General features: G+C 43.0%; 12 protein-coding genes. 6 read left to right on the forward strand and 6 right to left on the reverse strand.

All coding sequences use genetic code 11. The annotated features are described in order from the left end of the window. Positions 1 to 545 precede the first annotated feature (545 nt). The 5 genes from cpcB to IM496_RS00975 all read left to right on the forward strand — a co-directional run bounded on the left by cpcB (position 546) and on the right by IM496_RS00975 (position 5256). Entirely contained in the window at positions 546 to 1064 is a 519-nt protein-coding gene (gene cpcB, locus IM496_RS00955; protein ID WP_002771747.1) for a C-phycocyanin subunit beta, read from the forward strand. Between the two features lie 66 nt (positions 1065 to 1130). After that, on the forward strand, positions 1131 to 1619 hold the full coding sequence (gene cpcA, locus IM496_RS00960) for a C-phycocyanin subunit alpha (protein ID WP_004268966.1): 489 nt from the start codon (positions 1131 to 1133) through the stop codon (positions 1617 to 1619). Between the two features lie 176 nt (positions 1620 to 1795). After that, complete coding sequence (locus tag IM496_RS00965) at positions 1796 to 2674, forward strand: phycobilisome linker polypeptide (protein WP_002736362.1); 879 nt, start codon at positions 1796 to 1798, stop codon at positions 2672 to 2674. A gap of 137 nt (positions 2675 to 2811) precedes the next feature. Next, complete coding sequence (ribBA, locus tag IM496_RS00970) at positions 2812 to 4488, forward strand: bifunctional 3,4-dihydroxy-2-butanone-4-phosphate synthase/GTP cyclohydrolase II (RefSeq protein WP_287660978.1); 1677 nt, start codon at positions 2812 to 2814, stop codon at positions 4486 to 4488. A 66-nt stretch (positions 4489 to 4554) separates the two neighbouring features. Beyond that, positions 4555 to 5256 (forward strand): Uma2 family endonuclease, encoded by a 702-nt coding sequence (locus tag IM496_RS00975; RefSeq protein WP_287660979.1) that lies wholly within the window; start codon positions 4555 to 4557, stop codon positions 5254 to 5256. A 57-nt stretch (positions 5257 to 5313) separates the two neighbouring features. On the opposite strand, the gene IM496_RS00980 is transcribed toward IM496_RS00975, so the two are convergent. The 4 genes from IM496_RS00980 to metH all read right to left on the reverse strand — a co-directional run bounded on the left by IM496_RS00980 (position 5314) and on the right by metH (position 12157). After that, positions 5314 to 6372 carry a D-alanine--D-alanine ligase family protein gene (locus IM496_RS00980; RefSeq protein WP_002749933.1) on the reverse strand — a complete coding sequence of 353 codons (1059 nt, stop codon included), beginning with the start codon at positions 6370 to 6372 and terminating at the stop codon, positions 5314 to 5316. 232 nt (positions 6373 to 6604) lie between these two features. After that, the gene (locus IM496_RS00985) at positions 6605 to 7606 is read right to left on the reverse strand and encodes a hypothetical protein (protein WP_287660980.1); all 1002 of its coding nucleotides are present in this window, start codon (positions 7604 to 7606) and stop codon (positions 6605 to 6607) included. A gap of 2 nt (positions 7607 to 7608) precedes the next feature. Next, positions 7609 to 8211, reverse strand: coding sequence for a J domain-containing protein (locus IM496_RS00990; RefSeq protein ID WP_008197935.1), 603 nt, complete (start codon positions 8209 to 8211; stop codon positions 7609 to 7611). A gap of 382 nt (positions 8212 to 8593) precedes the next feature. Then, on the reverse strand, positions 8594 to 12157 hold the full coding sequence (gene metH / locus IM496_RS00995) for a methionine synthase (protein WP_287660981.1): 3564 nt from the start codon (positions 12155 to 12157) through the stop codon (positions 8594 to 8596). 146 nt (positions 12158 to 12303) lie between these two features. Here metH and IM496_RS01000 point away from each other — a divergent pair, with 146 nt between their 5' ends. Then, positions 12304 to 12888, forward strand: coding sequence for a MiaE family protein (locus IM496_RS01000; RefSeq protein WP_194015998.1), 585 nt, complete (start codon positions 12304 to 12306; stop codon positions 12886 to 12888). A 30-nt stretch (positions 12889 to 12918) separates the two neighbouring features. Here IM496_RS01000 and IM496_RS01005 read toward each other — a convergent pair whose 3' ends face one another. Together IM496_RS01005 and IM496_RS01010 are read right to left on the reverse strand one after the other, a co-directional pair. Further along, positions 12919 to 14109, reverse strand: a complete 1191-nt coding sequence (locus IM496_RS01005; RefSeq protein WP_287660982.1) for a GNAT family N-acetyltransferase — start codon at positions 14107 to 14109, stop codon at positions 12919 to 12921. Between the two features lie 36 nt (positions 14110 to 14145). After that, on the reverse strand, positions 14146 to 14826 hold the full coding sequence (locus IM496_RS01010) for a RibD family protein (RefSeq protein WP_194016002.1): 681 nt from the start codon (positions 14824 to 14826) through the stop codon (positions 14146 to 14148). Positions 14827 to 14848 lie beyond the last annotated feature (22 nt).

Genomic DNA, 14848 nt, shown 5'->3' on the forward strand with positions numbered 1-14848 from the left:
ACCCCACACCCCACACCCCACACCCCACACCCCACACCCCACACCCTTCTTTACAAAACTTCATCTTGTTGGAGTGCTGGAAAGGGCGATCCTTGGGTAATAGGGGAAGAGAAATCGGGAAAATATTAAAAAAAACTTAAAATTTTTATCTTGCTGCCCTTTATACCCTTAAAGCCTTGCTGTCTTTGATTTCCCGACAGTGAGAGGCTTTGAGCCATGTCAGGAATTGATGACCAACTCGATCGAGTTATTGTTAAGTGGCCGTTACAAAAAGACAGCAAAAAACTTAATAATTTGTAACAAACAAAGTTTCGACAGCAGTGTATAAATTTAACTTGAGGGGCCAAGATAACAGACAAAAGTTAAGCTGGATACTTGTTTAACCTCCCTAGGTGATTTATGAGAGAGCCGTGAAGTTTTTTCAGGTTTCTTAAAGTAAATCGCAACAATCACGGTCAAGGCTCGTCCAGACTCACCGTGAAATCCCTTAAGAGGGAAAATTTTAATTGCAAGCAAATCCCATTTAAATTTAGGAGATTGTGACAATGTTTGACGCATTCACCCGGGTAGTATCCCAAGCTGATGCTCGTGGCGAATATTTAAGCTCTTCGCAACTAGACGCTCTCAGCGCCATGGTTGCCGACAGCAACAAACGGATGGACTCTGTTAACCGGATCACCAGTAACGCTTCCACCATCGTTGCCAACGCCGCTCGTAGCCTGTTCGCTGAACAGCCCCAACTGATCACCCCCGGTGGTAATGCCTACACCAGCCGTCGTATGGCCGCTTGCCTACGCGACATGGAAATCATCTTGCGTTATGTTACCTACGCTACCTTCTCTGGCGACGGCAGTGTTCTCGACGATCGTTGCTTAAATGGTCTTCGCGAAACCTATGTAGCTTTAGGAGTACCAGGAGCTTCCGTAGCTGCTGGCGTAAGCAAAATGAAAGAAGCTGCTTTGTCCATCGCTAACGATCGCAACGGTGTCACCCCCGGCGATTGCAGTGCTTTAATGTCTGAAATTGCCAGCTACTTCGACCGCGCCGCCGCTGCTGTCGCCTAGTCCCCAGGGCTAGTCTTAATTAAACCGTAGGAAACTTATTGCAAGATTATTGGGAGATACCAAACAATGAAAACCCCCCTTACCGAAGCCGTAGCAGCCGCTGATTCTCAAGGTCGTTTCTTAAGCAGCACCGAAATCCAAGTTGCTTTCGGTCGTTTTCGTCAAGCTTCTGCCAGCCTCACCGCCGCTAAAGCGTTGACCGAAAAAGCCAGTTCTTTGATCTCTGGCGCTGCTCAAGCTGTGTACAACAAGTACCCCTACACCACCCAAATGCAAGGGGCTAACTTTGCGGCGGACCAACGCGGTAAAGAAAAATGCGCTCGTGACATCGGTTACTACCTCCGCATGGTGACCTACTGCTTAGTTGCTGGTGGAACCGGTCCGATGGACGAGTACCTCATCGCTGGTATCGACGAAATCAACCGCACCTTCGACCTGTCTCCTAGCTGGTACATCGAAGCTCTCAAATACATCAAAGCCAACCATGGTTTAAGTGGCGACCCTGCGGTAGAAGCCAACTCCTATATCGACTACGCTATCAACGCTCTCAGCTAGTCCAATCGAAAAAACTGCTGGTCTGGAAAGACAGGAGGTTGTTAGCAAAAGGGTTAGCAATCACCTGTTCTTCCAGACCTTGTTATATCCATCGTCAAGGCGGCCAGGTAATCGAACTGATCCTCCCCTAGTTTTGAGGGGTCAGAAAATGATCATTTTTTTGTAGGAGAACTTTAGTGGCAATTACTACCTCAGCTTCCCGTTTAGGGACAACCGCTTTTAGCGAGGTTGCTCCCGTGGAATTACGTCCCGATTGGTCCCGTGACGACGCACAGGCGGTTATTCGCGCCGTCTATCGTCAGGTGCTAGGCAATGACTATATCATGCGTTCCGAGCGCCTTACCAGTGCCGAATCCTTACTCTGCAACGGTTCGATCACCGTGCGGGAATTCGTCCGCGCCGTGGCCAAATCGGAACTGTATAAGAACAAATTCTTCTACGGTAACTTCCAAACCCGCGTCATCGAACTTAATATCAAACATCTTTTAGGTCGCGCTCCCTACGATGAGTCGGAAGTGGTCTATCACCTCGATCTCTATGAAAACAAAGGATTCGAGGCCGATATCGACTCCTATATCGATTCCGCCGAATATACCGAAAACTTCGGTGATAGCATCGTTCCCTACTATCGCGGTTTTGCCAGCCAACCCGGTCAAAAAACCGTGGGATTTACCCGGATGTTCCAACTCTATCGCGGTTATGCCAACAGCGATCGCTCTCAGATTGCCGGCAAAACCTCCCGTTTAGCGGTGGAATTAGCCCAAAACGGCGCTTCGGCAGTGGTCGGTCCCTCCGGTGGCAGCGATGGTTGGGCCTATCGTCCCTCTGCTCAACGCAACACCCCCAGTAAAGCTCTGGGTGGTAGTGTGGCCTATGGTGATGTGGGTAAGCTCTATCGCGTGGAAATTGCCGCTATTAGCAAACCGGGTTATCCCCGTGTCCGTCGCAGTAGCAAAGCGATTATCGTCCCCTTTGAACAGTTAAATAACACCCTGCAACAGATCAACCGTCTCGGTGGCAAAGTTGCCAGCATCACCCCCGCTAGTTTGAATTAATTTTCTAGCTTAAGATAGCTAAAAGTCTCCCGGGCAGCCGTCAGGTTCACCGGGAGACTTTTTTCTAGGGAACTGGCAGAAATTGACCCTCAGCAGATCGAGCAAACCTGTAGAATGAAAATAGTTCTATCGTTTTAATGCCTGTGACTGTCACTTCGAGCGCTTTTGACTCTATCGATACTGCCTTAGCGGAAATCAAAGCCGGACGGGCTATTGTAGTAGTTGATGATGAGAATCGCGAAAATGAAGGAGATCTAATCTGTGCGGCCCAATTTGCCACCCCCGATCTGATTAACTTCATGGCAGTGCAAGCTCGCGGTTTAATCTGTCTGGCAATGACGGGAGAGCGTCTTGATGCTCTCGAATTACCTTTGATGGTGACAAAAAACACCGATAGCAATCAAACTGCTTTTACCGTTAGCATCGATGCTGCTCCCCATTTAGGGGTTAAAACTGGCATTTCGGCAGAAGATCGGGCTAAAACCGTGCAAGTTGCCATTAATCCGGTCACTCGTCCCGACGATCTCACCCGTCCCGGTCATGTCTTCCCGATTCGTGCTAAAGCCGGTGGAGTCTTAAAACGTGCCGGTCATACGGAGGCAGCCGTGGATCTAGCTCGATTAGCCGGGTTGTATCCGGCGGGAGTTATCTGTGAGATCCAAAATCCCGATGGTTCCATGGCCCGTTTACCGCAACTATTTGAATACGCTCGTCAACATAATCTCAAGTTAATCAGCATTGCCGATCTGATCAGTTATCGCTTAAAACATGATCGCTTTGTCCATCGGGAAACGGTCTGTAATTTTCCTAGTCAATTCGGCACTTTTCAGCTTTATGCCTACCGAAATTTATTAGATCAAACCGAACACATCGCTATTGTGAAAGGGGATCCCGCTCTCTTTGGCGATCAACCTGTAATGGTACGAATGCACTCAGAATGCCTGACTGGGGATGCTTTGGGATCCTTGCGTTGCGATTGTCGGCAACAGTTACAAGCTGCCTTAAAAATGATTGAAAACAACGGTTTAGGGGTGGTGGTTTACCTGCGACAGGAAGGCCGGGGAATTGGCTTAATTAATAAGCTAAAAGCCTATTCTTTACAGGATATGGGATTAGATACGGTGGAAGCCAACGAAAGGTTAGGATTTCCCGCTGATTTGCGCGATTACGGCATGGGAGCGCAAATGCTCAACGATTTGGGGGTGAGAAATATTCGTTTAATTACCAATAATCCGCGTAAAATTGCCGGGTTAAAAGGCTATGGTTTGGAAATAGTCGAGCGAGTACCTTTGCTGATCGAGGCTAATGATTATAATTCCAATTATCTGGCCACAAAAGCGGAAAAGTTAGGACATCTATTCCTACAAACCTATCTAGTCACCATCGCTCTCAGTTGGGGAGAAAATCCGCCGTCAATTTCGCAGAGATATCATCAATTAGAGAAATTACGGCAGTTAAGTCGCGCTAATCAATTATCTCTCCAAGAAGAAACCCGACCGGTAGCCAATGCCCTTTTTGATCGCGCCCCTTTGATCGTACATTTAGGTTTAGATATTCGTCAGGGTGTTAGCAGTAATTGGTATAAAAATACTTCCCATCCTTATCTTCTGGTTATTGACAAGATATTAAATGACGTTAAAGATTGGTCGGAAATTGAACGCTTAGAATTTTTAATTTCCGACGGAGACGATTCGATGACGGGATTACAAATGAAACTCGATCGTCAAAAAATGTCCGATGAAGATTTCTCACAATTACCACAATTAGCTACCCAAATTATCTACAGTTTTACTCGTGATTCAGCAAAAAATTAGTTTTCTATGACCAGAAAAGAGCGTAACAGTTATAATTAAACAAAGCTAGTATAACGGGGAAAAACTATGACAACTCTCGACATTTTACCGGAAGTTACCTGTCCCCCCACCGATTTATGGAGTGATGAACCACCCTTGGAAAGTGATTTACATCTACAACAAATTACAATTCTGATCGGTTGTTTAGAAAGGTTATGGCAACAAAGAACTAATTACTATGCTTCGGGCAATCTTACCATCTACTATAACGAAGAACAACTAAAAAAACGTGATTTTTGTGGTCCTGATTTTTTTGTCGTCTTAGATACGGAAAGACATCCGCGTAAAAGTTGGGTAGTTTGGGGAGAAGGGGGTAAATATCCCAATGTAATCGTGGAAATTCTCTCCCCATCCACTGCTAATATTGATCGCAATAAAAAGAAAAATCTCTATCAAAATACCTTTCGGACTCCTAACTATTTCTGGTTTGATCCTGAAAGTTTAGAACTGCAAGGATTTAGATTAATTGCTGGACAATATCAAGCTATTGCTGCTAATGAAAACGGCTATTTATGGAGTGAACAGTTAGAACTATATTTAGGCATTTTTGAGAGGAAATTGCGTTACTTTACCCCCACGGGTGAATTAGTGCTAACTGCCGCAGAAGCCGAATTACAGGAACGACAAGCGAAGGAACAGGCTATCCTAGAAAAAGAACAAGCTATCTTGGAAAAGGAAAAATTAGCCCAAAAATTACGAGAATTGGGCATTGATCCTGAAACTATCTAATTGATCAATATCTCTAGTTTAGGTAATTCCTATCCTAGAAATGCTGGTGATTTAACCTTATTTTTCCTGTCTTTCTAAAGCTAATTGTACCAACTTATCGACCAATTTATCAAACTCTAAACCGGTGGCTTTCCAGAGTTGGGGATACATACTAAAATTAGTAAACCCCGGCAGAGTATTAATTTCATTGAGAAACACTTCCCCAGTCTTTTCCACATAGAAAAAATCCACCCGCGACAATCCCGCAGCATCCACAGCTTTAAATGCTTCTACAGCCATTTCTCGCACTTGATTAGCAATTTTATCGGGAATATTTGCGGGAATCACCATACTCGATCGCCCGTCAGTATATTTAGTTTCATAGTCATAAAAATCACTATCAAAAGTAATTTCTCCCACCAAAGAAGCTTGGGGATTATCATTACCTAAAACCGCACATTCGATCTCCCTTGCGGTTACTCCTGCTTCAACAATAATCCGTCGATCATAACTAGCAGCACTATCTAAAGCAGCCTCTAATTCTTGCCGGTTGCGTGCTTTACTAATACCCACCGAAGAACCTAAATTAGCCGGTTTAATAAAACAAGGATAACCTATTTCCTCGGCGATTTGATCGCACAATTGCGGAAAAACACAGGCATTTGACCACACTTGCGAGCGGGTTATAGCCTTATATTTAACTTGGGGTAATCCAGCGGCTGCAAAAGCAGTTTTCATGGCAATTTTATCCATGCCTAGGCATGAACCCAGTACCCCACTACCCACAAAAGCAACCCGCATGAGAGTGAGTAATCCTTGTAAAGTGCCATCTTCTCCATTCGGTCCGTGGAGAATTGGAAACCAAACCTCAATTTCGCTCACTTCTGGGGGAAATTGCCAGATATTGACTTTTATATCACTCTCAATAGCTAGGGGTTGCCCAGAGGTTAAAATTTGTCTAGCAGTTGCTGCCGAATGCCAACAGCCATTTTTATCGATATAGAAGGGGATAACGGCGTATTTGTCAAGATTTTCGGGATAATTAAAAGCTTGCAGGATCGATCGAGCCGAATTGATAGATACCTCGTGTTCTCCCGATCGACCACCAAACAACAATCCTACCTTGATCTTATCCATATTATCCTCTCTAGACCCAGCTAGATCCTAAATTAGAGTTCAACTATCATATATACTATGGGCGGAGTTGACAATAGTTGCCAATGATTTAGATGCGGCTGTTCCTCGTGAGATAGGAGTTTTAACCCAAATTCTCGATAAATTAATTATCGCTCATGATGAGATATGGTCGTTCTTTCCCTAAAAAAATGGATAATCACTTTGGAGCTATTCACCCCCCGAAATTGAATGATTATTTAGCTAATTTTTCCAGTTTTTTCTTAGTTTTCTGAAGTTTTAAGGCTAAATTACCATGATGTTCGGGATAGTAAACGTGCAAGAATTCGATAAAATCCTCGATGGTACAAGGTTGATGAAATCCCCCTAAATTACCGTGGAATTCTTGGTGAATTTCTTCTTTAATAGTCACCAAATTCAGATCTAATGTCGCTAGATGGGGATATTTCTGGAGAGAGTAAAGATGATGGACAGCGAGATTAAATTGTACATCTTTATCCGGTTTTTGCCCTGTCACCTGACAAGTGTTTTTATCTCTAGTTTTAGCTCGTTTTTTAGCCTTTTCAATCTCGATTTTTTGTTTGGTATCGTCATCTAGATTTTCCTGAATTTCTTTAAAGGCAAGAGGAAACTCCATTGCAATCGTTTTACACATTTCTTGGCGCGATTTATTCGTCAAAGTTTCACTCATGGATTTAGAAATCATCACTATTCCACTTTCAGAGAACCAAAACTCTCTTTTTTCATCTTCGTAAAAATCTACTCCTAATTCTAGAGGTTTATCAGTTCTTTGCTGAAGATGATTCACGGTTTTATTTAGCTTGGCTCCATTAGTTTCTAAAATTCGCCGTAAACTCTGTTTATGAATCATAGCCACTCCTTGATAAACTTGAATTTCGCCAGAGTCAATGAGTTCAGCAAAAATTAATTTTCGTGCCAAAGAGCGACGAATTTTTTGATCGTGCTTAGTAAAAAATTCTCTAAATCTGTATAAAATTCCTCGCTTTTCATGCTGATCAATATAGGAAGCAATTTTTAAAGCACCTTCAAAAGAAAACACTCTAACTTTATCTTTTTTGTTGACAAATTGATAATCGACACCTTCAACTAAATCCCAATCATCATTAGGATCGGCATCAAAAATATCAACAATTTTATCTAATTTTTCGAGAGTAATAGAAAACCATTGAGCTAATTCGGTATCCCGGATCAGGAAGGTATTTGCTTTCTGAGGCATGATTATTTTATCTCCGTGGTGATAGACTTATACATGACAGTTAAACAATCAAAAACTTCTGCGTCTCCTGTTTCTTGGTTATCAGGATGATAGATTTTAGAAAGACGATAATAGGCATTTTTAATGTCTTCCTTGCTGGCAGTTTTTGGATCAAGCTCGAAAACACGATAGGGATAAAAATACTTAAATATATTAATACCATTAATACAATGCTTACCAGTTTCTCCATCTTCTTCTGGTAAAATACCTACATACTCTCTGTAAATTTTTTCCCAACTTTCTCGCTGAGATAAATTGATGTTATCAAAGGCTCTAGTAGCCATTTGAAACATACTCGATTTTTTTAATTCTGTGGTATTGCTAACCTCAAAATAGGCATAAACTGCCTGTTTAAGTTGCGTTAGAGTTAAAGGTTTAACTTTTGAGCCTGTGGTGGTGGTGGCTGTAGTTTTTGATTTAGTTAACGATGGTTTGGGAGACTTTTTACGGTGGTTTTTGATGACAAAATCGGCAAAATCTTCGAGAATACGACTTTCGATCGAGTATTGCTCACAGATATGACTAATCTGCTCTAAAATGAGCGAGTTAAGAGGATTAGTGGTCATAATTTCCCTAAGAAGCTGCAAAAAATCTAGCCTTTCTTATCAAGATGAAGTGTAGGCTAATTTGGTATTAACGACCGACGACTGACTCCCGAAAACTTCCTATCCTAAATTAATGCCACTGCTGTGGCCACTTTGTCATGTGGTTAATAATGAAAAAAATTGCTGGCATATTATAGATCTAAGTCGATAATTGCAATGAAAACTCAAATCTGATTACTGATAAGTAGGTAGGCGTTAAAAGTTGTCAGACACCCCCCTTATCAAGGGGGGCAGGGGGGATCCCCCCGCCTATCGGCACCCCCCTTATCAAGGGGGGCAGGGGGGATCGAACCTAAAATCCATTTTAAATTTAATTATAACCAGCTACTTAACTGATCACTGATTAGGTACTAAAGTATTTAGCGGTGGGGTGATAGGTAATAATGGCGGTGGTGGATTGTTCTGGGTACAATTGTTCGCTTTCGTCCATATACATCCCAATGCGATCGCATCCTAACAGATCTAGTTGCTTGTATTGGTCCTGAATATTAGGACAAGCGGGATAGCCGAAACTATAGCGAGAACCCTGGTAACGCTGTTGCAGTATATCGCGGATATTATCGGGATCGAACTCTGCAAAACCTAACTCGCGACGGATGCGGGTGTGGGTCCATTCGGCCATGGCTTCGGCGGTTTGGACAGCCATGCCGTGATAATAGAGGTATTCCGTATATTCGTTGGCATCAAAGAGAGATTTAGCGTATTCCGTGGCGATTTCCCCCACTGTCACCGCTTGCATAGGGAAAGCATCGATAATACCGGATTCCTGCGGGGCGAAAAAGTCAGCAATACAGAGACGGCGACCGGATTTCTGGCGAGGAAACTCAAAAATGGCTATCGGTTGCAGATTTTCGGGTTTTTCGCCTGCTTGTATCGATTCGGGATCGTAAATTAACAGGGAATTACCAGAGGATTGACAGGGAAAATAACCATAAATTAATGTGGGGTTTAGTAAATTTTCCTTGACAATTTTCTCTTTCCATGCTGCTAGAATTGGATGAACTTTTTCCTGTAAAAACTGGTCGTATTCTTGCTTCGATTGGCTTTTTGGCTTGCGGAATTGCCATTGACCGACAAATAAAGCTTGTAGGTCCAAATACCAGAAAACCTCCTCGATGGGAATTTCTGCTGCCGTTAATATTTTAGTACCCCAGAAGGGCGGTGTTGGTCGGGGAATATCAACTTCCACCGCTTCCGAGCGACGGGTATCAATAACTAATTCTTGGTTGACGCTGCCATCGGTAAAAATAGTATCGGGATTAACCTTTAATTCTTCGGCAACAACCGGGGTTTTTTCTGCCTCGGCAAACTTACCTAAAAAGCCTTTACTATCATCCCATTGACCGCCAGCTTTAGCGGGCATTAATTTATCCATAAAATGCAGGTCAGAGAAGGCATCTTTACCATAGATAACCTGTCCATTGTAGGTTTTTTGGCAGTCATCATGGACAAATTTGGGAGTTAAAGCTGCCCCGCCAAGGATAACAGGAACGGTGATTCCTTTTTCATTAAAAACCTCTAGATTTTCCTTCATAAAAGCCGTCGATTTCACCAATAAACCGCTCATAGCGATACAATCGGCTTTATGTTCTTTGTAGGCTTCGATGATATTTTCTACGGGTTGTTTAATGCCCAAATTAATCACCCTATAGCCGTTATTGGTCAAGATAATATCAACTAAGTTTTTACCAATATCGTGAACATCCCCTTTAACCGTTGCGATAATAAAAGTCCCTTTGGCATTATTATCCCCCTCTTTTTTCTCCATAAAGGGTTCTAAAAAGGCAACGGCTGCTTTCATAGTTTGGGCAGATTGGAGAACAAAAGGTAACTGCATTTGTCCCGAACCAAATAATTCACCCACTACCTTCATCCCATCCAGGAGAAAAATATTAATAATATCGAGGGGTGGATAGTCCTGTAAAGCTTGCTTTAAAGCCTCTTCCAGTCCCAATCTTTCCCCATCAATAATATGCTGTTTTAAGCGTTCCTCCACGGGTAAATTAGCATTACTAGAGGGGTCTTTTTTAGTAGTTTTCCCCGCAAATAATTCGGTTAATTTGGTCAGGGGATCATAAACACATATATCGCCCTCAAAACGACGATTATCATAGATTAAATCCCGACAAATTTGCTGATATTCTGGTTCAATTTTTGCCAGAGGAAGAATTTTATTAGCGCTGACGATTGCGCCATCCATACCCACCTGCATCGCTTCGTGGAGGAAGACAGAATTTAATACCTGACGCGCTGCCGGATTCAACCCAAAAGAGATATTAGACACACCTAAAAGAATGTGACATTCGGGCAATTCTTGGCGAATTCGACGCATTGCTTCGATAGTAGCCTTGCCATTTTCTCGGTCTTCTTCGATACCGGTAGAAATCGGTAAAGCTAAAGGATCAAAAAAGATTTCGTAGGGAGGAATTCCGTATTCTATCGCCCCATAATAGGCCCGTTTAGCTATCTGGAATTTTTTCTCGGCAGTGCGGCCCATTCCTTCTTCATCAATGGTTCCAATTACTACCCCCGCGCCGTATTTTTTCGCTAAATCCAAGACTTGATAAAAACGCGGTTCCCCGTCTTCGTAGTTAGTAGAGTTGAGGATACATTTACCCCCCGCTACTTTTAACCCCGCTTCCATTTTTTCCCATTCGGTGGAATCTAACATTAAAGGTAGGGTGACATTATTAACTAAACGAGAGGCTAATTGGTGCATATCGCGCACCCCATCCCGGCCCACATAATCGACGTTGACATCGAGAATATGCGCCCCTTCTTTTACCTGCGCTTTCGCCATCGATACTAAACTATCCCAGTCTTCAACATTGAGCAGTTCCCGACATTTTTTAGAACCACTGGCGTTTAATTTTTCCCCGACAATCAGGAAAGAATTATCTTGAATATAGGGTTGGGTACTGTAGATAGAAGCGGCGGAGGGTTCATAATGATAATGACGAGATTTCGGAGTTAAACCCTGACTTAGTTCCGCTAAAGCTTGAATATGGTCGGGACGAGTACCACAACAACCGCCGATAATTTGTACTCCCAAATCTTCGATAAAGTGCATTAAAGCCATTTTTAATTCTACGGGAGTGAGGCGATAATGCGCTTGACCGCCGACATTTTCCGGTAAACCAGCGTTAGGAATACAAGAAACAATAAAAGGGGAATTTTCCGAGAGATATTTAATATGGGGTTTCATTAAATCGGGACCAGTGGCGCAGTTAAGTCCCAAAATATCAATTTTATAGGGTTGTAAAATAGAGACAACTGCGTTAATTTCCGTTCCTACTAACATCGTTCCCATGGTTTCCATCGTCACCGAAACCATGAGGGGCAATCGTTGACCTTTTTTCTGAAATACTTCTTCAATAGCATTTAAAGCCGCTTTAATTTGCAGGACATCCTGACAGGTTTCTACTAATAATAAATCTGCCCCGCCATCGTAGAGACCCTCTACCTGTTCCACGTAGGCATTTTTGAGCGTATCAAAGTCAATATGACCCAAAGTGGGCAGTTTTGTCCCCGGCCCCATGGAACCCGCCACAAAACGGGGTTTTTCGGGGGTAGAGTATTTATTAGCGCAAGCTTTGGCCAGTTCGGCGGCGCTTTTGTTGAGATAATAGGCTTGGTCGGCTAAATCGTACTCGGCTAAAACTATCGAGGTTCCCCCAAAGGTGTCGGTTTCAATCACATCCGCACCCACGGCTAAAAAGGCTTCGTGGACTTTGGCTACGGCGCTAGGTTTAGTATGGACAAGATACTCGTTACAACCTTCGTATTCTGCCCCACCAAAGTCTTCGGCCGTCAGATTTTGGCTTTGTAGGGAAGTTCCCATCGCTCCATCAAAGACGAGGACGGGATGCTTGGGACCGTTGAGATAGTCGAGAAAGGGGCTATTCATAGAGAGGTTGACTACTATAGTGTTTTGAAAGTTTATGCTTCATCGATCATCTAGGCTATCACAGAAGCCATGTCCTTAGTTTTTGACTGGTGTTGTTCGACTTTTTCGGTTAGGGTAAAAGATGCAGCAAATTGGAATCAGCGACGATGGGAAAGATTAATTTATTGGTCACTGCCACCTCTAAGGATTGGATAGAACAGGCAATTAATAATTTAGAGATCATTCTACTCGATCATTCCCATTGTGAGCGAAAAGCGGCAGGAGTGGCCTTAAATCTCATGTTTCGTTATCCTTCCTACGCTTCCCTCGTGCGGAAATTGACAGCGATCGCCCAAGAGGAATTAGAACATTTTGAACAGGTCAATCAATGGTTAGATAAATGGGGAATTCCCCTCGCTCCCTTAAATTCTCCCCCTTATGGTGCTAAATTAAAAGCCCAGATTCGTCACCAAGAACCCGATCGCCTTTTGGATTCTCTGTTAATATCAGCTTTAATTGAGGCGCGTTCCCACGAAAGATTAGGTTTATTGGGAGAGTATTGTCCTGATCCTCAATTAGCTCAATTTTATCGCGGTTTAATGGCTTCCGAAGCGCGTCATTATGGTATTTATTGGCTATTAGCAGCGGATTATTTTGAACGGACAGCGATCGAGCAACGTTTAGAAACCCTAGCGGCGATCGAAAGTGAGATTTTAGCCAATCTGCACCCGGAACCTCGTATTCATAGTTGATTGCACTAATAGGAACAAACCCTATCTAAATTACTCGTTCAACTCAATTTCTCTTTTGGAAAAGGGTAAATCTTGATTGATTGCCTCGATTTCTTCCTGTTCCATTTGATTAATTTCTTGGATATAGTTGCGGAGAATTTGAGTCATTTTGCCATGATAAAAACGGTGTAAACTATGATTAGCAGTAGCGGGAAAACCCCGTCTTTTTTTGTGTTGTCCTCCCGCTCCAGGGTCAAACATGGTAATACCTTGACTAATTGCCCAATCGATCGGTTGATAGTAACAAGCTTCAAAATGTAAACAGTCGTACTCTTGAAAACTGCCCCAGTAACGACCATAAAGATTAGTATCTTTGCGAATACAAAAAGATAAACCCACCGGTTTAGTATCCTTTTCATTTTGGTAGGCAGTAATCAAAACCACTCGCTGACGATAATTCGGATATAATTGTTCAAAAAATTTCTGTGTCAGATATTTACTTCCCCAGTAAAATTTATCACAGGTACTGCTATAAAACCGATAAATTAACGGGAACAAATGATGGGGAATTTCTTCAGCGGCCAGAGTTTTAATAATTAACCCCGCATTAGTCACCGCTTTCCGTTCCCGTTTAATGTTGCGGCGTTGATTAGCATTAAAAACCGTCAGATAATCTTCAAAACTTTGAAAACTTTTGTTATTCCAAATATAACTATGATGTAACCAGGGAGTAAAGCCAAAATTTTCTATTAAAATTCGCCATTGGGGATCCACAAAAAGAAAATGACAACCCGACAGATTATTTTGATCACAAAAATGATCAATTGCCGCTATCATTAAAGCAGTAATCTCCAGTTCATTTTCCCCCGGAGCAATTAAAAAACGATAACCTACCGCCGGAGTAAAAGGGGTCATTCCTAACAGTTTTGGATAGTATCTAATCCCCAAACGATGGGAAAGATCTGCCCATTGGTGGTCAAAGACAAATTCACCATAACTATGACTTTTAATATACAAAGGAGCGGCGGCAATTAACTCAGCACCGCACCAAACTGTGAGATGAGCAGGTTGCCACCCCGTCCGTCCCGTGGCGCTGCCGGAAGTTTCGATATTATGTAACCATTGCCACTCTAGAAAGGGAGTAGTTAGGGGTTGAGCGAGAGCATCCCATTTTTGTTGGGGAATCTCACTCATTTTATCAATCCAAGCCACAGAATATTGAGGTTTAAGCTGTTCTACCATGGGACAAGATAAGTCAACCTTTTTATTTAAGGTAATCTAGTTTTGGGATTTGTGGGAATCTCGTTCAAGGGAATAATGTAGGAAAATTTCTGCTTCCACGGTTTCCATGCTCAAAAGTTGTAATTTTCTGGCAGAATCAGCCATAAATCCAGGGCCTCCCAGGGGAGTTGCCGCTTTATTGCCTCCTAACAGCAACGGACAAATGGTTAGATGGATTTCATCGATTAGATCTTCAGCTAAAAGAGAGGCAATTAATTCACCTCCTCCCAAAATCGCCAGCTTTTTGATACCTAGGGCGGTAAATTGACTAAAAATAGCTTTCCAATCCCCGCAGACTAAGACAAGCTCAAATAAATCCCGATTTTCCCATGCCGCCACTTTTTCCGCTGCCGTGATTAACCAGCGAGGGAAAGGCTGCTGAAAAAATTTCATCTGGGGATCAAGCTGGCCTGAGTGAGAACAAACGATCTGTATCGGCTGCGGGGATAATCCCCGTTGTTGACGGTATGCGAGAAAATCCCCATGACGGATAGGAAGACTGGTGTGATAAGCACGCAGGGTGTTAGCACCGAATAAAGCGGCATCCATGCGCGATAAATGTTGTTCTAGACGCATTTTATCGGTAGCAGAGGCAAATCTGGCCGCTGACTGGTAAGCGTCGGCAATTTTACCATCGGCACTCATGGCTAAAATAACGGTGGTGTGAGGATGATTCATGGCAAATGATGAGGGATATCAC

The organism is Microcystis sp. M049S2, from assembly GCF_020245625.1.
GTDB lineage: Bacteria > Cyanobacteriota > Cyanobacteriia > Cyanobacteriales > Microcystaceae > Microcystis > Microcystis ichthyoblabe_A.